Annotated in this window: 19 protein-coding genes and 1 tRNA gene; 10 read left to right on the top strand and 10 right to left on the bottom strand. The window is 65.0% G+C overall.

All coding sequences use genetic code 11. The features are described 5' to 3' along the window. Positions 1-54: 54 nt before the first annotated feature. On the bottom strand, positions 55-252 hold the full coding sequence (locus AC13EK_RS24400; protein ID WP_069336512.1) for a hypothetical protein: 198 nt from the start codon (positions 250-252) through the stop codon (positions 55-57). A gap of 294 nt (positions 253-546) precedes the next feature. Between AC13EK_RS24400 and AC13EK_RS24405 the strand changes: the two genes are divergently transcribed. Continuing rightward, positions 547-1,083: a DUF4136 domain-containing protein gene (locus tag AC13EK_RS24405; RefSeq protein WP_069336511.1), complete on the top strand. Its 537-nt coding sequence runs from the start codon at positions 547-549 to the stop codon at positions 1,081-1,083. 14 nt (positions 1,084-1,097) lie between these two features. Further along, complete coding sequence (locus AC13EK_RS24410; protein ID WP_069336510.1) at positions 1,098-1,730, top strand: YidH family protein; 633 nt, start codon at positions 1,098-1,100, stop codon at positions 1,728-1,730. A 39-nt stretch (positions 1,731-1,769) separates the two neighbouring features. Here the strand turns inward: AC13EK_RS24410 and AC13EK_RS24415 are convergent, their stop codons facing one another. Continuing rightward, positions 1,770-2,399, bottom strand: a complete 630-nt coding sequence (locus AC13EK_RS24415) for a DNA-3-methyladenine glycosylase family protein (RefSeq protein ID WP_004210270.1) — start codon at positions 2,397-2,399, stop codon at positions 1,770-1,772. A gap of 76 nt (positions 2,400-2,475) precedes the next feature. On the opposite strand from AC13EK_RS24415, the gene AC13EK_RS24420 reads away from it, so the two are divergent. Then, a complete protein-coding gene (locus AC13EK_RS24420; RefSeq protein ID WP_004210272.1) occupies positions 2,476-2,793 on the top strand; it encodes a 2Fe-2S iron-sulfur cluster-binding protein in 318 nt (105 codons plus the stop codon). Between the two features lie 9 nt (positions 2,794-2,802). Here AC13EK_RS24420 and AC13EK_RS24425 read toward each other — a convergent pair whose 3' ends face one another. Together AC13EK_RS24425 and rlmB are read right to left on the bottom strand one after the other, a co-directional pair. After that, positions 2,803-3,570 (bottom strand): hypothetical protein, encoded by a 768-nt coding sequence (locus AC13EK_RS24425; protein ID WP_069337755.1) that lies wholly within the window; start codon positions 3,568-3,570, stop codon positions 2,803-2,805. 85 nt (positions 3,571-3,655) lie between these two features. Beyond that, the gene (rlmB, locus tag AC13EK_RS24430; protein ID WP_069337754.1) at positions 3,656-4,396 is read right to left on the bottom strand and encodes a 23S rRNA (guanosine(2251)-2'-O)-methyltransferase RlmB; all 741 of its coding nucleotides are present in this window, start codon (positions 4,394-4,396) and stop codon (positions 3,656-3,658) included. A gap of 103 nt (positions 4,397-4,499) precedes the next feature. On the opposite strand from rlmB, the gene AC13EK_RS24435 reads away from it, so the two are divergent. The 4 genes from AC13EK_RS24435 to katG all read left to right on the top strand — a co-directional run bounded on the left by AC13EK_RS24435 (position 4,500) and on the right by katG (position 9,804). Further along, positions 4,500-4,585, top strand: a tRNA-Tyr gene (locus AC13EK_RS24435). Between the two features lie 85 nt (positions 4,586-4,670). Next, the gene (locus AC13EK_RS24440; protein ID WP_004210275.1) at positions 4,671-4,991 is read left to right on the top strand and encodes a DMT family transporter; all 321 of its coding nucleotides are present in this window, start codon (positions 4,671-4,673) and stop codon (positions 4,989-4,991) included. Positions 4,992-5,152: 161 nt separating this feature from the next. Then, positions 5,153-7,438: a beta-glucosidase BglX gene (gene bglX / locus AC13EK_RS24445; protein WP_277788292.1), complete on the top strand. Its 2,286-nt coding sequence runs from the start codon at positions 5,153-5,155 to the stop codon at positions 7,436-7,438. A 131-nt stretch (positions 7,439-7,569) separates the two neighbouring features. Next, positions 7,570-9,804, top strand: a complete 2,235-nt coding sequence (gene katG / locus AC13EK_RS24450) for a catalase/peroxidase HPI (RefSeq protein WP_069337752.1) — start codon at positions 7,570-7,572, stop codon at positions 9,802-9,804. 451 nt (positions 9,805-10,255) lie between these two features. Here the strand turns inward: katG and AC13EK_RS24455 are convergent, their stop codons facing one another. Further along, entirely contained in the window at positions 10,256-12,406 is a 2,151-nt protein-coding gene (locus AC13EK_RS24455) for a TonB-dependent siderophore receptor (RefSeq protein ID WP_069337507.1), read from the bottom strand. A gap of 657 nt (positions 12,407-13,063) precedes the next feature. On the opposite strand from AC13EK_RS24455, the gene AC13EK_RS24460 reads away from it, so the two are divergent. After that, positions 13,064-13,939, top strand: coding sequence for an OmpA family protein (locus AC13EK_RS24460; protein ID WP_483022429.1), 876 nt, complete (start codon positions 13,064-13,066; stop codon positions 13,937-13,939). Positions 13,940-14,138: 199 nt separating this feature from the next. Continuing rightward, a complete protein-coding gene (locus AC13EK_RS24465) occupies positions 14,139-16,007 on the top strand; it encodes an ABC-F family ATP-binding cassette domain-containing protein (RefSeq protein WP_069337505.1) in 1,869 nt (622 codons plus the stop codon). Positions 16,008-16,079: 72 nt separating this feature from the next. Here AC13EK_RS24465 and AC13EK_RS24470 read toward each other — a convergent pair whose 3' ends face one another. The 4 genes from AC13EK_RS24470 to AC13EK_RS24485 all read right to left on the bottom strand — a co-directional run bounded on the left by AC13EK_RS24470 (position 16,080) and on the right by AC13EK_RS24485 (position 22,184). Then, positions 16,080-17,174, bottom strand: coding sequence for an AI-2E family transporter (locus AC13EK_RS24470; protein ID WP_048936390.1), 1,095 nt, complete (start codon positions 17,172-17,174; stop codon positions 16,080-16,082). Positions 17,175-17,223: 49 nt separating this feature from the next. Continuing rightward, positions 17,224-18,468, bottom strand: coding sequence for a YceI family protein (locus AC13EK_RS24475; RefSeq protein ID WP_277788181.1), 1,245 nt, complete (start codon positions 18,466-18,468; stop codon positions 17,224-17,226). Positions 18,469-18,571: 103 nt separating this feature from the next. Beyond that, positions 18,572-19,912, bottom strand: a complete 1,341-nt coding sequence (locus tag AC13EK_RS24480; RefSeq protein ID WP_069337503.1) for an alkaline phosphatase family protein — start codon at positions 19,910-19,912, stop codon at positions 18,572-18,574. 1 nt (position 19,913) lies between these two features. Next, positions 19,914-22,184 carry a TonB-dependent receptor gene (locus AC13EK_RS24485; RefSeq protein WP_069337502.1) on the bottom strand — a complete coding sequence of 757 codons (2,271 nt, stop codon included), beginning with the start codon at positions 22,182-22,184 and terminating at the stop codon, positions 19,914-19,916. Between the two features lie 219 nt (positions 22,185-22,403). Here AC13EK_RS24485 and AC13EK_RS24490 point away from each other — a divergent pair, with 219 nt between their 5' ends. Further along, positions 22,404-22,844 carry an acyl-CoA thioesterase gene (locus AC13EK_RS24490; protein ID WP_004210293.1) on the top strand — a complete coding sequence of 147 codons (441 nt, stop codon included), beginning with the start codon at positions 22,404-22,406 and terminating at the stop codon, positions 22,842-22,844. Positions 22,845-22,866: 22 nt separating this feature from the next. On the opposite strand, the gene AC13EK_RS24495 is transcribed toward AC13EK_RS24490, so the two are convergent. After that, complete coding sequence (locus AC13EK_RS24495; protein ID WP_069337501.1) at positions 22,867-23,253, bottom strand: DUF983 domain-containing protein; 387 nt, start codon at positions 23,251-23,253, stop codon at positions 22,867-22,869. Positions 23,254-23,341: the final 88 nt, after the last annotated feature.

The raw sequence follows: 23,341 nt of genomic DNA on the forward strand, positions 1-23,341 counted from the left end.
GTGAATCCGTGAGCCTGTTCAACGCAGGCCCGTCCGGCTCGGATGATGGCCGCGCTAGCGGTTGCTGGCGAGCTGCTGCCCGGCGCGCGCCGCCGGTTTGTCTGCGGTCAGATCGTCGAGCCAGGGCAGGGCCGGTGGCGCCAGCCTGACGGTAGGGGTTGCATCCTGCGGCGTGCCCATGCTGCTTGCCGTGGCCAGTGCCACACAAATGCCGGCGCCCGCTGCGACCATTGCAGGCCAGTCTCTTACCATCGCACACAGCTCCCTCTGCTGGGCTGCGATCGGCAGGAAAAGTTTCGCGATTGGCGCCGCGACTCACCCGTCCGAACGCTGGAATATAGGGATGATCGCGCATTCGCGGGCATCGCGCCATAGCGGATTTTCCGGGGGTCGGGCGATCGTCCCGCTTTGGTCCGACCGCGGCTCTCGGGCGCCGCTTTACGCCATTGGTTAGGGATATCCGGGGCGGTCCCTAGGGGAGAATCCCGATGGCTGGCCCGGCGTCCGCTTGGCTATGCCCAGGGATGCTCAAAGGGAGGTCGCGATATGATCAGGCGCATATTCGTCACGGGTCTGCTGCTGGCGCTGGCAGGCTGTGCCACCACGCCACGGGTCAATTATGATGCCGATCCCGCCGCCAATTTCGCCAGCTATCGCAGCTATAGCTGGGCGTCGATCAATGTGCCGCAGGGCATGAACCCATTGCTGTTCCAGCGGGTGAAGGCGTCGATCGACAGCGCGCTCGCGGCGCGCGGCTATAGCCAGGCCAACCCCGGCGAATTTGCCATCGGCTTTACCCTGGGCGCCCGCGACCGGGTGGAGGTGACCGATTTCGGTCCCTACGCCACCTATTATCGTCCCTGGGGCGGGTGGGCCGGCTGGGGCGGCTATCGCAATGTCGATGTGCGCAACGTGACCGACGGCACGCTGACGGTCGATATCTATGACACCGGGACGAAACAGCCGGTCTGGCACGGCACGGCCACGCAGGAAGTCAGCCGCAAGAGCCCCGACCAGGCGACAATCGACAAGGCGGTGACCGCCGTGCTCGCCAATTTTCCGCCGCCGATCAAGCCGAACTGACAGGAGGGGAGCATATGGCCGAAACGCAGGAACCCAGGGGCGTGCCCATCCGCCCGGCCCGCAATGTGGGCGAGCCCGTGCCGCCCATTCCGTCGGTCGACATGAGCGATCCCGAAGGGGCATCGACCGCCTATTCGCATTTTCGCACCGGCCTGTCGCGCCATCGCACGGGCCTGTCGGAACATCGCACCGACCTGTCCGAATATCGCACCGACCTGTCCGGGCATCGCACCGAAATGTCGATGCGCCGGACCGGCATGTCGTTCCAGCGTACCCGGATGAGCGCGGACCGGACCCTGATGTCGGAAATGCGCACCGCGCTGTCCCTCATCGGCTTCGGCTTCACCATCAACCAGGCATTCCAGAAGATGCAGGACGCGGGCAGCATCCAGAATGTCAACGCGCCGCGCAATTTCGGCGTGGCGCTGCTGGTGTTCGGCATCGTGCTGCTGGCCGGCGGGATCGTGCGCCATGTCCAGTTCGCGACCGAATTGCGGGATCGGCGCAAGATCATGACGGAGGATGGGCTGATTCACTCCGACAGCCGCTTCCCGATCTCGGTGACGCTGGTGATTGCGCTGTGCCTGCTGGCGCTGGCGCTGGCGGCGGTGCTGGGCATCGTCTTCAACATCGCCCTGCTGGGCTGAAGCGCGGGCGGGCGGGCGGGGTCTCTGCCCCGCCGCGTCTCAGCTCTGCAGCATGTCCTGCCCGCTATTATAATGGTGCCAGGCCATGATTGCGGCGGCGCCGCGATGCGGGCGCCAGGCTTCGGCAAGGTCGCGGGTCAATTTCTCGCTCGGCCGCTCGCCCAAGCCCAATATCCGCCCGACCGCGATCTGCACCGCCAGGTCGCCGGCCGGCCAGATGTCGGGGCGGCCTTCGGCGAACAGCAGATAGATTTCCGCCGACCAGCGGCCGATCCCCTTGATCTGCACCAGTTGCGCGATCGCGACTTCATCGTCGGCGGGCAGGGCGTGGAGGTCCAGCGTGCCGTCCACCACAAGTTCGGCCAGACTGCGGGCATAGCCCTGTTTCTGCCGCGACAGGCCACAGGCGCGCAACGCATCGAAATCGCGCGCCAGCAGCGCTTCGGGTGTGCAGCCCACGCCCAGTTCCGCCTCCAGCTTGCGCCAGACCGCCGCGGCGGAGGCGACGCTGACCTGCTGGCCGACGATGGTGCGCAGCAACGTCTCATAGCCCGGCTCGCGCACGCGCGGCACCGGATAGCCGACGCTGGCGATGGCCGCGCCGAATGCCGGCTCCGCCGCAGCGATGAAGTCCAGGCTGACGCGCAATTCTTCCGCCGTGCTTACCATGTCCGCCCGTCCAGCCCTTGATTTCGCCGTCGCTGTCGGTCAGAGCGGCGGGGATAAGTCCAAAAGGAATGGGTAGATGCCGAAGCTGATCGTGGTCAACCGTGATGGTGCCGAACAGACTGTTGAGGGGGACAAGGGTCTCTCGGTGATGGAAGTCATTCGCGACCATGGCTTTGACGAACTGCTCGCGCTGTGCGGCGGCTGCTGCTCCTGCGCGACCTGTCATGTCTATGTCGACCCGGCCTTTGCCGACGCCCTGCCGGCGATGAGCGAGGACGAGAATGACCTGCTCGACAGCAGCGATCATCGCAACGAGACCAGCCGCCTGTCCTGTCAGGTCGTGCTGAGCGATGCGCTCGACGGCCTGCGCGTCACGATCGCGCCGGAAGACTGATTTCTTACTTCAGGGCCTGACCCGTAACGTCGCGGCCGGCGCATCGCCGGTCAGCGGCGTGATGGTCCATGTGATGCGCTTGCCCTCCGGCACGGTGGTTGCGCCATCTTCCTGATTCTGGCTGACGATCTCCGCATCGGTGGTCAGCGTGAACGTGCCGTTCAGCGCCTTGGCGGCGGCGTCGCCCGATCCGCCACCCATGCCGGCCGGCCCCTGGCTCTTGTCGAAACCGTTGGAAAAGCCCGGTGCCTTCACCCGCACCCGGTCCGCCCCGCGCATTTCCACCGCGACGAAGGGCAGCACGATCTGCGCGTCGATGTTGAAGGGGAAGAGGAAGGCATGGTCCAGCCTTCCGCTGATCGCATAGTCGATCGCGAATTTGTGATCGCCCAGATACTGGACCGACCGGAACCCCTTTTCCTTGGTGAGCGCGCTCGCCATCGCCTGCATCTGCGCATCGTCGCCGCTGGTCTTGTCGAACTGGGGCTCGGCGGGCGGTGTAGGCGTCTTGCTCTGGCTCTGCGCCACCTTCTGCAGCACGGCCTCCTCGCCCTCGGGCGGGGCGACGCCTTCCAGCGGATCCTCCTCCGCATCACTGTTGAGGCCCCCCAGCGCCTTGTCCATGTCCGACGCCAATATCTCGCCCTTATAGGCAAAGGCGAAGCTGCGGTCGGCGCGGATGTCGAGCGTGGAGGTGAAGCTGCCGGGGGTCACCAGGCATCCGGGCAACATCAGCAGCGCCGCCAGCGCGCCCGCCGCGCGGGACAATAGGACCATGGCGAACCCCCGTTCGTCTGCGCGACGATATGGGCGGGGCAGGGCGCCCTACCCACATCGCCGCAAGATGGTGCCCGGCGGCCGCTTACCGGCTGGTGGCGGCGTACAGGGCGATCGCTGCCGCATTGGAGACGTTCAGGCTCTCCATGCGCGGGCTGATCGGCAGCTTAGCGATAATGTCGCAATGCGCCATGGTGTTGTGGCGCAGCCCTTCGCCCTCGGCGCCCAGCACCAGCGCGACGCGCGATTCGCCGATCGCGTCGGCCAGCACGGTGTCGCAGTCGCCGTCCAGGCCGATGCGCCAGTAACCGGCTTCGGCAATCTCTTCGAGCGCACGGGCCAGATTCACCACCCGCACCCAGGGCACGGTTTCCAGCGCGCCCGACGCGGCGCGGGCCAGTACGCCCGATTCGGGCGGCGCATGCCGGTCCTGCGTCACGATGCACAGCGCGTCGAAGGCGGCGGCCGAACGCAGGATTGCGCCGACATTATGCGGGTCGGTCACCTGGTCGAGCACCAGAATCGGGCGCTGGTCGTCCTGCCCCTGTTCCAGCACCTCGCCCAGCCAGACATCATCGAGCGGCTCGACTTCGGCGACGATGCCCTGATGCGGCGCATCCGACGGCACCATCCGGCCCATGTCGGCGACGTCGGAATAGACGATCGGCAGCACGGGCGGCAGGTCGAGCGCGCCGATCGCTTCGCGCGTGCCCCATATCTTGCGCACGACGCGGTTCGGATTGGCGAGCGCAGCCGTGATGGCGTGGCGTCCGTAGAAGCGGGGGAAGGCGCCTTTCGGCTTGCCGGTACGATGTCCTCTTTTCATGTTTTCGCTCTTTTCACATCACCCCATTGACAGGCAAGCCTCCATTCGCCATTGAGCCGCCTCCAGCGCGGCGGGACAGCAAATTTCCACCGCGTAGGGCACTGGACAGGTGGCCGAGTGGTTAAAGGCAGCAGACTGTAAATCTGCCCGGGTTTCCGTACGCTGGTTCGAATCCAGCCCTGTCCACCACTGCCCTCATCGGCGCGCCGCCTCTTTCGGGTTTCCGGTCCGCGCGCCGCTCCAGCCGAGCCCGTTACCGCAAGAGGAACGCCGCTTGGCCTGGGTCATTCTCGGCATTGCCGTATTCACCGAAATCATCTGGGCATTGAGCCTGAAATGGGCCGCAACTATCGGCAGCTGGCAGGCATCGGCCGTGCCGATCGGCCTCAGCTTCCTCAACATGGGCCTTTTGGCGCTGGCGATGCGGGATCTGCCGGCGGGCACCGCCTATGCGATCTGGACGGGCCTGGGCGCCGTGGGCGTCATCATCGGCGGCATGATTCTCTATGGCGATCGGGTCAACATGGCCCAGATCGGCTTCATGGCGATGATCGTGATCGGCGTGGTCGGCACCAAATTGTCGGCTCAGGCGTGATTGCTACTCCTGATTCGCGTAACATGATTCGGCGCATGGCCTGATCGCGGGATCGGGGCGTCGCGCCGCAGGCTTATTGCCGCAGCGCAACAAAAACGGCGGAAGTCCGTTTGTCTTCGGACAAGCCCCGTTCATTCTTCCCCGGTTACGCTCTCTCCCGCATGACTCTTGATCGCCGCGACCTCCTGATCCGCACCCTGGGCGGTGTCCTCGCCCTTGGCATCCCCCGCCGCGCACTGGCGCAGGCCGACGTTGCCCGCGTCGATGCGCTGATCGCGAAGATGACGCTGGAGGAGAAGGCCGGGCAGATGACCTGCCTCGCCGACAGCTTCCGTCCCTTCAACCCGCCCAATCCGGCGGCCGGCATCCAGGACGAGAAGCGCCTGGCGGACGAGATTCGCAAGGGCCGGGTCGGCTGCCTGTTCAACGGCATTGGCGTTGCCGGCGGGCGCCGCGCGCAGGAAATGGCGGTCAAGAACAGCCGCCTGGGCATCCCGCTGCTGCTGGCGGGCGACGTGATTCACGGGCTCAAGACCATCTTTCCCGTGCCGCTGGGGGAGGCTTCCTGCTTCGATCCCTTGCTGGTGGAAAAGACCGCGCGGGTCATGGCGGTGGAGGCGACGGCAGCCGGCCTGCACCTCACCTTCGCGCCGATGGTCGATGTCGCGCGCGACCAGCGCTGGGGCCGGGTGGTCGAGGGCGCGGGCGAGGATGTCTATCTGACCGGCCTGTTGTCGGCGGCGCGGATTCGCGGCTTCCAGGGGCGCGACCTGCGCCGCGACGATTCGCTGCTCGCCTGTCCCAAGCATTTCGCCGCCTATGGCGCGGTCGCGGCGGGCCTCGAATATGGCAGCGTCGACATCAGTGACGAGACGCTGCGCGAAACCCATTTGCCGCCCTTCGGCAAGGCCTTTGCCGCCGGCGCGCTCACCACCATGGCCGCCTTCAACGAGATTAACGGCGTGCCCGCCACCGCCGACCGCGAATTGCTGACCGACATATTGCGCGGCGAGATGCAGTTTCGCGGCTTCGTCTTCTCCGACTACACCGCCGACGAGGAACTGGTCGCCCATGGCTTTGCCGAGGATGAGCGCGACGCCGCCCGCCTCGCGGTGCTGGCCGGGGTCGATATGTCGATGCAGAGCGGCCTCTATATCCGCCATATCCCCGATCTGGTGAAGAGCGGCGCGGTGCCGATGGCGACGGTCGACGTTGCCGTGCGCCGCATCCTTTATGTGAAGACCGCGATGGGGCTGTTCGACAATCCCTGGCGCTCGCTCGACGAAGAGGTTGAAAAGGCGCGCATCGGCACGCCCGCCCATCATGCGCTGGCGTGTGAGGCGGCGGCGCGATCGGTCGTGCTGCTCAAGAATGAGGGGGTGCTGCCGCTTGATCCCGCTGCCGGGCAAAGGATCGCGCTGATCGGCCCGTTCGGCGAGGACAAGGCCAATCTCTACGGCCCCTGGGCCTTTTACGGCGATCCCGACAAGGGTGTCGACATCGCCACCGGCCTGCGCGCGGCGATGCCCGATCCCGCGAAGCTGACGGTCGAACTGGGCTGCGCGGTCAACGGCCCGATCAAGGACGGGATCGCCCGCGCCGTCGCGGCGGCGAAGGCGGCGGACGTGGTGATCCTGGCGGTCGGCGAATCCCAGGCGATGTCGGGCGAGGCGCAGTCGCGCACGATGATCGAGCTGCCCTCCTCGCAACAGGCGCTGGCCGATGCGATCGCCGCCACCGGCAAGCCGGTCGTCGTGCTGCTGCGCCATGGCCGCGCGCTCGCCCTGCATGACGGTGTCGCCAATGCCCAGGCGTTGCTGGCAACCTGGTTCCTGGGGTCGGAAACCGGCCATGCGCTGGCCGACATTATGTTCGGCAAGGTCGATCCCTCGGCCAAGCTGCCGGTCAGCTTCCCCTGGGAAAGCGGGCAGGAGCCTTTCTTCTACGACCGCAAGTCGACCGGCCGACCGACGGTGGACAATGGCAGTACCGAATATAAGGCGCGCTACGCCACCACCGACAACAGCGCCCGCTTCCCCTTCGGCCATGGCCTCAGCTACACCGATTTCGCCCTCAGCGACCTGAAGCTCTCCGACACCGCGCTGCGCTGGGACGGCGCGGTGGAGATCACCGCGCGCCTCACCAACAAGGGCAAGCGCAAGGGCAGCGAGGTGGTGCAGCTCTATATCCGCGACCGCGTCGCCAGCCGCACCCGTCCGATCCGCGAACTGAAGCGCATCCAGCGCGTGACCCTGTCGCCCGGCGATTCCACCCAGGTCCGCTTCACCCTGTCGCGCACCGACCTCGAATTTGTCGGCGCCGGCAACCGCCGTATCGCCGAGCCGGGGCTGTTCGACCTGTGGGTCGGCCAGTCCTCGACCGGCGGCCTGCACGGCCAGTTCACCCTCTACGCGGCGGCGCCGACTTCTCCGCCACCAAAAGGCTGACCGCTCCGATCCACCCTCTCTCATAGGAAAATCCGATCACTGTGACGGAATCGATTCGTTTCGATCCGCCGCCGTGCAGGACTACCCCTTTTCCCGCCTTGAACAGGCAGAACAGGACAGGGGAGAGAAACATGTCCACGACCCGCATTTCCACATTCGCTTTGGCGTGCGCGCTGCTCGCCAGCCCGGCGCTCGCCGCAGAAACCAAGCCCGCCGCCGCTGCGCCCGCCGTCGCCGAAAAGCCCGGCGGCATGACCAACAAGGACTGGTGGCCCAACCGCCTCGACCTCACCGCCCTGCGCCAGCATGAGGCGACCCGCGCCAATCCCTATGGCGCCGACTATGACTATGTGAAGGAATTCAACAGCCTCGACCTCGAAGCGGTCAAGGCCGACATCCGCAAGGTGCTGACCACGTCGCAGCCCTGGTGGCCGGCGGACTATGGCCATTATGGCCCCTTCTTCATCCGCATGGCCTGGCACAGTGCCGGCACCTATCGCGTCGGTGACGGCCGCGGCGGATCGGATGGCGGCGAACAGCGCTTCGATCCGCTCAACAGCTGGCCCGATAATGTCAGCCTCGACAAGGCCCGCCGCCTGGTCTGGCCGATCAAGCAGAAATATGGCCGCAAGCTGAGCTGGGGTGACCTGATGGTCCTGTCCGGCAATGTCGCGCTGGAGGATATGGGCTTCAAGACCGTGGGCTTTGCCGGCGGCCGCATCGACGCCTGGCAGCCGGACGTCGTCTATTGGGGCCCGGAAACCAAGATGATGGGCACCGAGCGCTCCAATCCCGACGGCTCGCTCAAGCGTTCGCTCGCCGCGACCACCATGGGCCTCATCTATGTGAACCCCGAAGGCCCCGGCGCCAATCATGATCCCAAGGGCGCCGCCGCAGACATCCGCCGCGCCTTCGGCAATATGGCGATGGATGACGAGGAAACGCTGGCGCTGATCGCGGGCGGCCACACCTTCGGCAAGGCGCATGGCGCCAAGAAGCCCGAGGAATGCCTGGGCGCGGAACCCGCCGCCGCCGGCATCGAGGATCAGGGCTTCGGCTGGAAGAACAAGTGCGGCAAGGGCAATGCCGAGGATACGCTGACCTCGGGCCTGGAAGGCGCCTGGTCCGCCACGCCGACCCAGTTCACCACCCAATATATCGACAATCTGCTGAACTTCGACTGGGTCAAGACCAAGAGCCCGGCCGGCGCGACCCAGTGGATCCCGACCGATCCCGCCACCGCGCAGATGGTTCCCGACGCGCATGTGAAGGACAAGCGGCACGCGCCGATCATGTTCACCACCGACATCGCGCTCAAGGAAGATCCCGGTTTCCGCAAGGTGCTGGAAAGCTGGCAGAAGGATCCCGAGCTGTTCAGCAAGGCCTTCGCCCGCGCCTGGTTCAAGCTGACCCATCGCGATCTTGGCCCGCAGGCCCGCTATCTCGGCAAGGACATCCCGTCCGAAACCTATAGCTGGCAGGATCCGCTACCCAAGGCGAGCTTCACCCCCGTCAGCGCCGCCGATCAGGCAAAGCTGAAGGCCGCCATACTGGCGTCGGGCCTCACCGGGCCGGAACTGGTGCGCACCGCCTGGGCCTCGGCCGCGACCTTCCGCAGCACCGACATGCGCGGCGGCGCCAATGGCGCGCGCCTGCGGCTCGACCCGCAGCGGGGCTGGGCGGTCAACGACCCGGCGGAGCTGAACAAGGTGCTGACGAAGCTGACCGCGATCCAGAAGGATTTCGCCAAGTCCGGCAATCAGGTGTCGATGGCCGACCTCATCGTGCTTGGCGGCAACGCCGCGGTCGAGCAGGCGGCGCAGAAGGGCGGCTACAGCATCACAGTGCCCTTCACGCCGGGCCGGGTCGACGCAGCGCAGGCGCAGACTGATGTCGCCTCCTTCGCCTATCTGGAGCCCAAGGCGGACGGCTTCCGCAACTGGTATGGCCCCAGGGCGGAGGTCAGCCCTGCCGATGCGCTGGTGGACAAGGCCGATGCGCTCGACCTCACCGTGCCGGAAATGACCGTGCTGGTCGGCGGCATGCGGGCGCTCGGCGCCAATAGCGGCGGATCGAAGAATGGCGTGCTGACCACCCGTCCGGGGACGCTCAGCAACGACTTCTTCGTCAACCTGCTGACGATGGACACCGTGTGGAGCAAGTCGGCGACGCCGGGCCTCTATGACGGCAAGGACCGGGCCAGCGGCGCGGCGAAGTGGACGGCGACCCCGGTCGACCTGATCTTCGGCTCCAATTCCGAACTGCGCGCTGTGGCCGAAGTCTATGCCGAGGACGACGCGAAGGAGAAGTTCGTCACCGACTTCGCCGCCGCCTGGACCAAGGTCATGAACGCGGATCGCTTCTGAAAATAAGGAACCCGGCGGCGCACGGCGTCGCCGGGTTCTTGGTATCGGATTGGCGGGAGCGATCTGAAGCGGACGTTTCCTACTCCCCTCCCTTCCAGGGAGGGGCCGGGGGTGGGTGCGCCGCGTAGCGGCGGTCTACGGTCGATAGGGCAGAAGCTCGCTACGCTCGCCACCCACCCCAACCCCTCCCTGGAAGGGAGGGGCTATGTCTTGTTCCCACCCAAATCCGCCGCTCCTTCTTTCTCCTCCGCGCTCTTCGCGGCTCCGCGCGAATAATGAATCACGCGGAGCCGCGAAGGGCGCGGAGAAGGGGGTATGAAGGACTGGAAAACAGTCTGGCGCTTAGCTGCTCCAGAATAGCGTTGCGTCGTTCCGCAAGCTGAACCCGCGTCAGCATCCATCCACCCCCAAAATAAAAGGCGCCCTGGTCTCCCACGGCGCCCTTCTTTTATCAGAACTTGTAGTTCGCGCTGATCGTGAAGTTGCGCGGGGCGCCGTAGCGATATTGGCTGAACGAACCGGCCTGGCTGTAATATTTCTTGTCGAACAGATTTTCGACATTGGCCTGGAGCTGCAACTGCTCGGTCACGGCATAGCGCGCCATCAGGCTGACCAGAGTATAGCCGTCCTGCTGGAAGCGGAAGGGCACGGCCGGCGTGGTGCCGGGGATGGTGCCGTCCGAATAGGCCTTGCTGCGATAATTGACGCCGCCGCCGATGGTCAGGCCGGTCAGCACGCCCGGCAGGTCATAGGTGGTGAAGATCTTGAGCAGCTTGCGCGGCTGCGCGGTGTTCACGTCATTGCCGTCCGGATCCTCGATCTTGAACTGGCTGTAGCTGGCATTGACGTTCCAGCCCGGCAGCGGCTGGCCGGTGGCTTCCAGTTCGAAGCCCTTGCTGGTGACACCTTCGACCGCGCGATAGGGCTGGAAGGTCTGGCCGTTCAGGATGATTTCCGGGCCGTCCATCTCGCCGACATTATCCTGCTCGATGCGGAACAGTGCGATCGAGGTCTGCAGCGCATCGCCGAAGAAGCTGCTCTTGAGGCCGATTTCATAGGCGGCGCCGTTCAGCGGATCGAGCAGGCGCTGTTCGCGGTCATAGCGGTTCTGCGGCTGGAAGATCTTGGTATAGCTGGCATAGACGCGATGGTTCGCCGTGATGTCGTACAATGCGCCGACATAGGGGATGAACACATTGTCGTCGCCATAGTCGCTCGGCCCGCTCCAGGCGAAGCCGCGCTGGTTCCAGCTGGCGATACGGCCGCCCAGGATGACCTTGAACGGATCGGCGACGTTCAGGCGGAACGCGCCATAATAGCCGGTCTGCTCGATCCGTTCCTGTTCGTTGCGCACCGCGTCGGTGCCCCAGATCGGCTCGGGATAGGGCACGCCTTCCTGGCCGAGCACCGGCACGTCCGTCAGCCAGGGCGAGGGCGCTACATAATTGTCGGTGTGCCGCTTCAGCACGCTGTGCAGCGCGCCCAGCACAACCTCATGATCGCGGCCGAACAGCGCCACCTGGCCCTTCAACTGGGCGTCGATGCTGTTCTGGATGCTTTCGCCCTTGGACTTGTAGGGGTTGGTGCCGTCCATCGTGCCGGTCGCCTTGTCGACGCCGCCATAGAGATAGAGAAGCTGCGTATCGCCGGTGGTCTTGAGCCGGTTGTAATTGGCGGTCAGGTTCCAGCGATCGCCAAATTCCTGGCGCACCGTGGCATAGATATTCTGGTTGGTGGTGTTCCAGTAGGTCCAGTCCGCCGCCGTGGTCTGCGACCGGGGCAGGTCGGTCAGCGTGCCGTCGGTGTAGAAGGTGGGCAGCGCCCCCCAGGTCGCGCCCTTGGGCTTGCTGTCCTGGTGGCTCATGCCGACGCGGACCAGCGTGCTATCGGTGACGTCGGCCTCGACCACGCCATAGAGGACCCATTTCTTGCGGTCCTGGATGTCGATGAAATAGTCGCCCTTTTCATAGCGACCGACCAGCCGGGCGCGGATGCGGCCATCGGCGGTCAGCGCGCCGCCAATGTCGGCCGACAGGCGCCAGGTGTTCCAGCTGCCGATGCTGGCATTGACATAGCCGGTCAGGTCGGTGGCATCGGCATGCTTGCGCACCAGGTTGACCGACGCGGACGGATCGCCTGCGCCCGACAGCAGGCCGGTCGCGCCGCGCACGACCTCGATCCGTTCATAAATGGAGACGTCGATGCTGGTCTCGCCATTGCCGCCGGCCAGGGTCCAGGCGGCGGGCACGCCGTCGACCTGGGTGTTGCGGATTTCGAAGCCACGCGCGTAGAAGCTGTTGCGCACGTCATCGACTTCGTTGGCGGATACGCCCACCGCATTGGTGATGACGTCCTTCACGCTGATCAGATTTTGGTCGAGGATGCGCTGCGCGGTCATGATGCTGACCGACTGCGGGGTTTCCTGCACCGTCAGGCCCAGGCCCGTCGCGGTGTCGATCTTGTCGGGCAGCGTATAGGTGCCGGTGACGACGATCTGGTCGTCGCGATTCTCATCGGCCGGTGCGGCATTGGTCTGCGCGGCGGCGGGAAGGGCGACGACGCATAGTGCGACGCCGGCAAGCCAGTGATATTTGGACAGCATGAAGACCCCTGTTTTCTGGTAGGAAATTGGGCGTCGTCCTAAGCGGTATTGCGAGGCGATCGCAACAATAATGCGAATGCGTCGCAATGCTATTTTGCGCAAAATATGCAAATATTTCCGTCTGTGACCATATTGCCACAGATCCCGCCGTCGACCGGCGGGTGATGCGCGTTGCGGCTGCGGCCGGTCGAGGCGTCCATCGGCCTGCTTCCGCACGCCCACGCAGACCGGATCGTCAAATAATGTTTCAAGTCAATGGCATGAAAGCGCAAAAATAGAAATTCGGAATTTGTTCCACGCGGACGCTGATTTTTGTTTCACAACAAGAGTGGTCTTCATCGCGAAGTGTGATGGAAATCTATAGCTGTTCTGACTTAAGTGGATCGCGTTAACACTTTCGGTCTTCGCCTTCGTTTCGTCGCATCATCCACTCATCTGGCCTGCGCGACACGGCCGGAACACGGGCTGTTCATGCAGCAGAAAGCCGGACACGAACAGGCAATGTGTCTGGCGCATCCCACGGCGCCAAGACGTCAAAATTTATGAAGGTCAGAAGAAGGGGGTTCTGACGGCCGGAAACGCCACCAGGCGGCCGCCGTCGGACGACAAGCTGCAATGCTGCAGGCCCGACCGATCGAGAAGTGAAGGAGCAGCGTGATGCCTATCATGTCCAAAAACCAAAAATATCTTGTGATGCTTGCCCTGCTGGCCGGGGCCGCCCCGGCCGCCGTCGTGGCGCAGGACCAGGCCCAGGACGCGCCGCCGGCCGATGTGTCGGCCAGTGTCGCCATGCCGGCCGCCGAGCTGACGGAGGGGCCCGAGATCAAGGGCATCATCTCTGCGCGCAGCGGCGACCGGATGCAGGTGACCGCTGCCGATGGCAGCAAGAGCGTCATCACCATCAATGACGAGACCAAGATCAGCGCCAGCAAGGGGCTGTTCGGCCTTGGCCGCGACCATCTGGCCGCGACGTCGCTGCTGAACGGTCTGCCGGTGACGGTGAAGACCCTGCAGGCCGGCGAAGGGCTGCTCGCCAGCAAGATCGCCCTGCAGAACAAGGATCTCAAGACCGCGTCGATGATCAACAACGGCACGGCCCAGCGGTTCGATGAACAGACCGCCGCGACCGAGGCGCTGCGCGGCCGCATGGGTGAGATCGACCAGTATAATGTGAAGAGCACGACCAACGTCAATTTCGACACCGGCAAGGCGGTGCTGTCGGATCAGGCAAAGAATGATCTCTGCGCTGCGGCGACCTCGGCCAATGGCATGAGCAACGCGCTGCTGCTGGTCGTGGGCTATACCGACTCCACCGGCGGCGAGGAGCTGAATCAGGAGCTCAGCGAAAAGCGTGCCTCGCGCGTGGTCAATTATCTGCAGCAGGCGTGCGGCTGGAAGCCCTATCGCATGCTGACGCCCACCGGCATGGCCGAGGCCGATCCGGTGGCCAGCAACGACACGATCGAGGGCAAGGCGCAGAATCGCCGCGTCGCGGTCAATATCCTTGTCAGCAAGGCCGTCGACGGCCTCTGACACCTGCGGGGTGGGCCTTTGGTCCACCCCGTTTTCCGCGTGTCGACCGCGCGACTTCGCAAAAATCTCCTATTGCGAAGTGGCGACTGCGGACCGGCAGCGGCGCAAATGCGTCCTCTGCGACACTATATATTTTGCAGCTTTCGCAAGCGCGCCAAGCCGCTTCACCCCCCGCCGCAGCTCTGCTACAGGCGCGGCCATGCTTAACTTGAACGGTATCACCGTGCGCCTGGGCGGCCGCACCATCCTCGACCGCGCCGGCGCCGCACTGCCGCCGCGCAGCCGCGTCGGCCTCATCGGCCGCAACGGCGCGGGCAAGTCGACCCTGATGAAGGTGATGATCGGCCAGCTCGACCCGGACGAGGGCAGTTGCGACATGCCGCGCGACACCCGCCTCGGCTATATCGCCCAGGAAGCCCCCTCGGGCACCGCCACCCCATTCGACACCGTGCTCGCCGCCGACAAGGAACGCGCCGAACTGATGGCGGAGGCGGAGCATACCGAAGATCCCGACCGCCTCGGCCATATCTATGAGCGGCTAACCACGATCGATGCCTACACCGCGCCCGCGCGCGCCGCCCGCATCCTCGTCGGCCTCGGCTTTGACGAGGAAATGCAGGGCCGTCCGCTTGACAGCTATTCGGGCGGCTGGAAGATGCGCGTGGCCTTGGCGGCGTTGCTCTTCTCCAACCCGGACCTGCTGCTGCTCGACGAACCGTCGAACCATCTCGATCTCGAAGCGACCTTGTGGCTGGAGAATTTCCTCAAGGCCTATCGCGGCACCGTGGTCATCATCAGCCATGAGCGCGACCTGCTCAACAATGTTGTCGACTATATCCTGCATCTCGAAGGCGGGAAGGTGACCCTCTATCCCGGCGGTTATGACGCGTTCGAGCGCCAGCGCGCCGAGCGCCTGGCCCAGCAGGAGGCGGCACGCGCCAAGCAGCAGGCCGAGCGCGAGAAATTGCAGGATTATGTCGCCCGCAACTCGGCCCGCGCCTCGACCGCGAAGCAGGCCCAGTCGCGCGCCAAGGCGCTGGCCAAGATGCAGCCCATTGCCGCTGCGATCGAAGACCCCAGCCTGCATTTCGGTTTCCCCAGCCCCGCCGAACTGCGCCCGCCGCTCATCACCATGGACATGGCTTCGGTCGGCTATGACGACACGCCGATCCTGCGGCGCGTCAATCTGCGCATCGATCCCGATGATCGTCTGGCGCTGCTCGGCCGCAACGGCAACGGCAAGACCACGCTGGCCCGCCTGATCGCGGCGCAGCTGGCGCCGATGGAAGGCGCGATCAACAGTTCGGCCAAGATGAATGTCGGTTACTTCACCCAATATCAGGTGGAGGAACTGGACGTCACCGACACGCCGCTGGAGCATATGACCCGCGTCATGAAGGGCGCGACGCCCGGTGCGGTGCGTGCCCAGCTCGGCCGCTTCGGCTTTTCCGGCGAGCGCGCGACGCAGAAGGTCGGCTCCATGTCGGGTGGCGAGCGCGCCCGGCTGGCACTGGCGCTCATCACCCGTGACGCGCCGCACCTGCTGATCCTCGACGAACCGACCAACCATCTGGACGTCGACAGCCGCGAGGCGCTGGTGCAGGCGCTCAACGAATATTCGGGCGCGGTGGTGATCGTCAGCCACGACCGCCACATGATCGAACTGGTCGCCGACCGGCTGGTGCTGGTCGACAATGGCACGGCCCAGCCGTTCGACGGATCGCTCGACGATTATACCGACATCATCCTGCGCAAGGCGGACGGCAATCCGTCGGGCGGCGATGCGCCCAAGGTCGATCGCAAGGCGGACAAGAAGGCTGCCGCCGAATGGCGCGAGAAGCAGAAGACGCTCAAGAACGCCGTCAACAAGGCCGAGCGCGAAATGTCCACGCTGATCGCCGAGCGCAAGCGGATCGACGCCATACTGTCCGATCCCAAGAGCGCAACCGGGGCCGAGGCGAAGATGACCACCAGCGAACTGATGGTGAAGCGCGCCGCAGTCGAGAAGAAACTGGAAGCGGCCGAGGAAGTCTGGATGGAGGCCGGCGCGGCGCTCGAGGCGGGCTGATTCTCCGGCTTTAGACCCTGATTCACGCCATCGGTGAAAGCGCGGAGCGCTTCCACCTCAGACGATCAGGGTCTAGAATGTCAGCGGTGGCGCACCCGCTTCGTTGGAGCGGGTGCGGATCACGATCTGCCAGGTGGCGATGAACAGGGCGGCGATCACCGGCCCGATAACGATGCCGTTGAAACCGAACAATTGCAGCCCGCCGAGCGTGGTGATCAGCACCACATAGTCGGGGATGCGGGTGTCGCGGCCGACCAGGATCGGGCGCAGCAGATTGTCGACCATGCCGATCACGAACATGCCGCAGAAGATCAGGATCAGCCCCTTCCAGATCGCGCCGGTCGCCAACAGATAGATCGCCACCGGGGCCCAGATGAGGCCGGTGCCGACGGCCGGCAGCAGCGAGAAGAAGCCCATCATCACGCCCCAGAGCAGGGCGCCGGAAATGCCCAGTGCGCCGAACACCAGCCCGCCGATCAGCCCCTGCAATATGGCGACGACGATGCTGCCCTTGATCGTGGCGCGGATGACGATGACGAATTGCCGCATCAGTGCGCGGCGATGCAGCACCCGCAGCGGCGCGGCCCGGTCCAGCTTGCGCGTCAGGTCGAGCCCGTCGCGCAACAGGAAGAAGGTGAGATAGAGCATCACCGTCAGCGCGATGATGAAGCTGAAGGCGCCCTGGCCGATCAGGAAGGCCTGGGCCGCGACGGTGCGGAAACTGGCGGTCAGGCCGTCGGTCAGCAGCCGCTGGACCGCCGCGAAATTGGATATGCCCAGCCGCCGCAGGCCGATCGACGCCCAGTCGGGCAGCGCCGCCTGGAACTGCGCGAACATGTGGGGAATGTTGATCTTCCCCACATTGATCTGGGCGTAGAGCGCGGTCGCTTCCTGCACCAGCGCGATCGACAGGATGATGGCCGGCACGATGACGATCGCGATGATCAGCAACAGCGTCAGCAGCGCGGCGCTGTTGCGATGACCGGGGATCAGCTTGAGCAGCCCCTGGTTCACCGGGATGAACAGGATGGCGACGATCACGCCCCAGAGGATCGCCCCGAAAAAGGGCTCCACCACCAGCGCGAAGGCGATGGAAACCAGCACCACCAGGGCGACGAACACCCCATCCTCAATCTGCGTTCGGCGATGCCGGCTCTGTCGTTCCATGTCCGCTTCTTGGCAGAAACCGTTACGTTAATCCATGCATCGCATGGCCTTATTGCGCCTTGGCGTCAAAGCTGAAGGTCACCATCACTTTGGGATCAAGGCCGGTGCTGCTGTCGCCATTGCCCACGCCAAAGGGCAGGCGGGCGACGCTGGCCGATCCGCTGACCTTGCGGCTTGTGCCGCTGCCCGACAGGGTGAAGCGGATCGCTTGCGGCTTGGCCACGCCCTTCAGCGTCAGCGTGCCATGGGCGCGATAGCCGTTGGCGCCGCTCTTCTCCGCACCCTTGGCGACGAAGGTCGCGGTCGGGTGGGCGGCGCTGCCAAAGAACTCGTCGCCCGGCAGCATGCCGTCCTTGTATGCGTCGCCAACGCTGGCCGATGCCATGTCGATCGTCACCTTGATGTCGGCGCTTTCGGGATGGTCGGGATCCATCACGATCTTCGCGGTCCATTTCGAGAAACTGCCGCTGATCGTCTCGCCGCTGTTGCCGACCGCAAAGCCGATCTTGCCGCCGGGTTGCACGGCCCAGGCGGGCGGCGAGCCGGCGGGTTCCTCGGCGACGGCTGCGGTCTCGTTCGCAGCCGGGGCGGCGGCATTGTCGCTCGCATTGCCGGCGGCTTCGACGGCATTGTCTTCGACCGGCGCCTCGACCGCATTGGCGGCGGGGGCAGCGGGCGCAGCGGGCGCTTCAGGCACTGCACCCGGCAGGATCGCCCGGCCCAGCAGGAAGCCGACGAGGATCAGCGCGGGCAATCCCAGCAGCAAGGCGGTCGAACGGCCCGGCACCATCCGCCAGATCAGCCCGTCGCGCATCATCACATGATGGCGCAGCGCGCCCGCGACATGCAGCGCGACCAGCGCGATGCCGATCCAGGCGAGCAGGCTGTGGCCACCCTCGGCCAGGCCATGGCTTGCCATCGGCAGCGGCAGATGGGGCAGGGGAATGACGCCGAAGAACAGCGTCGGCACCTTGACCTTGGCGGTCGAGACCAGCGCCCAGCCGGTCAGCGGCGCGCCCAGCATGAAGGCATAGAGGCCGACATGGACGCCGGACGCCAGCGCGCCCTGCCAGCCGCCCTCCAGCTTGGCCGGGCGCGGCTTCCACCAGCGCACGCCGATGCGCAGCAGCGTCAGCAGCAGCACCGTGATGCCGATCGACTTGTGCAACTGGAACAGCGCAAAGCCGCGCGCGCCCAAACTGCCCAGCGCCCAGCCGACGGCAATCTGAAAGGCAAGCAGGGCGGCGATCGCCCAGTGCAAGATGATGGCGGCCAGGCTGTAACGCTGCGGCATATGGACTACCCCGAAAATGACCCTGTTGGATTGGGCGCAAAATTATGTCGCGGGGGTAATGAAGTCCATCGTCGCAGCCGGAAACGATCCGTTGCCGGGTGGATCAGCGCAGGTCGATCGGCGCCGCCTCCGCGTCGGGCAGGCTGGCGCCCATCGCCTTGGCCAGGGTCGGCGCGATCGCGCGCATGTCGATCAGGCCCAGATCCTTGCCCGGCTTCACCCCCGATCCCATCGCCATGAAGGTGGCGCGGAGATTGGCCGGGCCGGGGAAGTAGCCGTGCATGCCCTTGACCGGTGTCGGCGCGACCAGCGGCGCATTGGCGCCGCGGAAGATATCGGTGACGAAGCCGGGCTTCAGGTTGATCGTGAAGGCTGCCTGCGGATTGCCGCCGAGCTTTGTCATTTCCGCCCGGTCGACGATGCGGTCGATGCCGTTGGCGGGGTTGGCGGCCAGCCTGTCGAGCAGGCCCTTCACCTTGTCGGCCAGCATCTTGTCGTCGGGCCGGGCGAGCATGATCGCGGCCGACCCGCCGCCGATCCAGGGCATGGCCTGCCAGGAGGCGATCTTGTCGTCCGCGCCCAGGGTGATGAGGCCGGCGTCGATGAAGGGGCGGAACAGGTTGAGGCCGCTATGCGTCGCCTCGAACCCATGGTCGCTGACCAGCGCGATCAGCGCGTCGGGATGGGCCTTGCGCTCGGCCCCGACCAGATCGCCGACGATCGCGTCGATCTTTTCCAACACGGCCTTGGCGGCCGGCGTGTCGGGACCGCTGCCATGCTGCTCATGGTCGAGTGCGGTGAGGTAGACGGTCAGGAAGTCGGGCTGGTGCGCGGCGATCAGGGCGGTGGCGAACCGGCCCCTGTTCTGGTCGCCGGACAGGCTCTCGTCGATGCCCATGGCATAGGGCTGGCCGACCGCCCGTTCCAGCTCCGCCTTCAAACCCGGCGTCGCCAGCGCATCCAGCAATTGCGCGTCATCGGCATGGCCGGTGCGCCAGATTTGCGGCAGGTTCCAGCTTATGCCCTTCGCGGCGACGCTGACCGGCCAGTGGACATTGCCGGTGGAAAGCCCGGCTTTCGCCGCCGCATCCCACAGCATCGGCACCTTCACATCCTGCGCATACCAATACCAGCCGCCTTGGTTGATCTGCATCGGGTCGAAGCTGTTGTTGCTGACGATGCCATGTTTGCCCGGCGACACGCCGGTCATTAGCGTGGTGTGGCTGGGATAGGTCAGGGTCGGCAGCACGCCGGTGACGCCCGAGGCATGGGCGCCATCGGTCAGGAACCGGCGCAGATTGGGCAAGGCAAGGCCGCGCTTGTCCGCCTCCAGCACGTCGCCGGGACGCAGCCCGTCGATCGAGATCAGCAGCACCGGCTCGGCCAGCGCCGGGAGCGGCGTGACGGCGAGCAGGGCGGAGGCAAGCAGCGCGGCCTTGTTCATCTTAGAAACCCGCCTTGAGGGTGACGAAGAATTGCTGCGGCGCGCCGATCAGCAGCGTCTGCGCGTCGCCGCTATTGCCAAAGCCGCCCGATCCGATCGTGCTGATATATTTCTTGTCGAACAGGTTGCTGGCGTTGAGCTGCACTTCGATCTGGTCGGTGATGCGATAACCGATCGAGGCGTCCACGATCACCCGGCCATCGACCGACGCATCGTTGGTGTAGCTGTAATAGCGCTTCGACATATAGTTGGCGCCGATCCGGCCGAACAGCGGCCCCTGGTCATAATTGAGTTCGCCGCGCAGCAGATGCTTGGGGCTGTCGACCACGGTCTTGCCCTTGATCGCCGCGACCAGCGTGCCGTCCGAGCTGTTGAGCACATCGTCGCGATAGGTGGCGTCGGTGTAGCTGTAGCTGGCATAGAGGCCGAAGCCCTGGCCCAGGGTCAGGTTACCCGCCGCCTCGATGCCGACGGCGCGAACATTGCCGACATTCTGCAGCGCAGAAGCGAGACCCAGGATCGGGCTGCCGACCTGCACCGCCAGCAGGCGGTTGCGGAAGTTGACCAGATAGGCGCCCAGCGTACCGTTGAAGCGCGAGCTATTATAGCGCAGGCCCAGTTCGTAAGTGTCCGAGCTTTCCGGCTTCAGGTCGTCGCGGATCTGGTCGAAGCCGGCCTGGTTGGTGGAGAAGGGGCCGGTGGTGGTGGCGCTGGCAAAGGCCTTGGTCACCTGGGTGAAGCCACCGAAGATTTCCGCCTCGGGGCTCAGCTCGACGGCGAAGCCGGCATGGGGCTGGAACCAGTCCTCGGCCTTGATCTTGCCCTCGGGGAAGCTGCTCGACACGACCGCCTCGGCCTCGTTGGTGACCTTGAAGCCCTTCCAGCCCAGGTTGATCGTCAGCATGCCCAGGTCGATCTTGTCGCGGACATAATATTGGATCGTGTCGGTGGTGAAATCGAACTCCCACTGGGTCGCGAACGGGTTCTTGGGATAGTCGCGGAAGGACAGACCGGCTTCGGTGCGGCTCTTGAACGCATAGAAGCGGCGGGCCTGGTTGAACTTGTTATTTTCGTACCAGGCGCCGGCTTCCAGCGTCTGGACGCCGATCGTCGCATCGACGCTGCCGAAGGCGCCGATCCGATCCATGTCATATTCGGTGGTGCGGATCGACAGCGGCGAACCGCCGGTGGGGCTGGGGACCGAGGGGGTCGCCCACAGGCCCATGCCGCTATTATTGTGATAATAGCCCTTGATCTTGAAATTGGCATGATCGCCCAGCGGCGTGCTGTAGCCGATCGCACCCAGCCAGTCCTCGCGCAGGCCGGCGGCGTCATAATAGGCGTCCCAGACCGACGTCACATTGTCGGGATAGACGGTGCCGGCGGCGGCGTTGCTGACCGGCGCGCCGGTTTCGCCGCGATTATTGCCGATGTCGGCATAGAGGACCGCCTTGGCATAGTCGGGCGACGTATTGTCCCATTTCCAGCCCAGGCGGTTGATCATGTCCATCGACATGTCCTGATAATCCTGCTCGCGGCGGTCGGAATAGCTCAGCCAGCCATCCAGCTTGCCGTCGCCGACCGGGATCACGACCTTGGCATTGACCATATGCTGGTCCTGCGTGCCCTGGCCCTTCCACTTGTCGGTCGAGCCGTATGCATAAGAGACATAGCCGCGAATGCCGTCGGCACTGCCCATGTTCAGCCGGGCGAAGGCGCGCCAGGTCTCGTCGCTGCCATAGGTGAGGTTGCCCTGTGCGCCCAGCGCATCGGCCGGATCCATCGAGAAGGTCTCGACCGTGCCGCCCAGATTGCCGGTCGACTGGGTGCCCAGCGAGCCCGAGCCCTGCGACACGCGGACGGTGCCGATATTCTCGCTGCTGATGGCGCGGGTGATGTGCAGGCCGTTATGATTGCCATAGCTCATGTCGCCCAGCGGAATGCCGTCGAAAGTGAAGCCGAGCTGGTTCTGGTTGAAGCTGCGGATGCTGACGCGCTGCGACCATTCATAGCTGCCGAACGGATCGGACGATTGGAAATTGACGCTGGGCAGCTTCTCGATGGCTTTGAGCGCATTGGTGCCGGGCGTCAGGGTGACGAGGTCGCGGGTGGTGATTTCCTGGACCTGGCGGGTTTCGCCCCGGCCAAAGACGATGATGCCGGCGCTGTCCGCGTCGGCCGCGGCATCGGCGGCGGGCGCCATGTCCTGGGCAAGGGCGGGTGCGGCGATGCAGGCGGTCGAAGCGAGCAGCAGGCTGAGTGCGTGGCGCATGGTGAAATCCCCCAATCATATGTGATTGGCGGGCGCTCTAGGCTGGGCATGTTGCACTGCAATGTGACTATCGCGACGCTGCGGCGTCAGTTTCGTGACAATATCGTTATGATTTTGTCTGTGTCATAAAGGTCGCAGTCGCGGCATTTTCGCCGCGAACATTGCATCGCAAGATCGCTGGGCTAAGAGCGAAAAAAACAATTTCAAGGAAAGCAGGACATGGCCAAACCCGAATCCTGGCGGTTCAGTCCCGACGCATATCGCTTCATCACGAGCATCGATACGCGTTTCCAGGATCTCGATACCATGGGGCACATCAACAATGTGGCCATTTCCGGTATCTTCGAAACGGCCCGTATCCGCTTTCATCACCATATGGGCCGCCACCCGCAGGAACAGGGCGTGCGCTGGCTGGTGGCCAATGTGAACCTCAACTTCATCGAGGAATCGCATTTCCCCTATCCGTTCGAGGTGCATTGCGCGATCGGTCATATCGGTCGCACCAGCTGGACGATCAGCTCGGCCGGCTTCCAGAAGGGCGTATGCGTCGCCACCTGCGACACCACCGTCGTCACCCATGGGGCGGAGGGGCGTCGCTCGATCGACGATACGCTGCGCGAAGCGATGGAACTCAACTTCATCCGCAAACCGGCAGAATAAGGCCCGGCGCGCCGGCGCGCCGTCAGGCGAAGCCGTGCATCCGGCGCGACCATTGGAAGGCCAGCACCGCCCCCTTGGCGGGCTGGATCATCGCCAGCCCCAATATCGCCGCCAGCGTCGGCCATAGCACCGCCTGCCAGCCGATCGGTATGGCCAGCGCGGCATTGACCTCGATCATCAGCGGCACCAGCAGATGGCCGAGCAGCAGGATGACGATATAGGCCGGGAAATCATCGGCCTGATGCCCGTCCCAGCGCTGGCCGCAATGGCTGCACGCGGCGACCGGTTTCAGGAAGCGCGCGAACAGCTTGCCCTCGCCGCAGGCCGGGCAGCGGCCACGCAGGCCCAGCAGCAAGGCCGGTTTGAACGGACGCGGTTCGCTCGTCGGGGCAGGGGGCTGGTCGGACATGGCTCCTGTCTAAGCCAGCTTTGCCCCGCCGGGCAATCATGCTGCTGCCTGCATCGCTCTTTCGTGCGCGCCAAAGCCTGTTAAGAGG

The sequence above is a fragment of the Sphingobium sp. L-44 genome, from assembly GCF_056859495.1.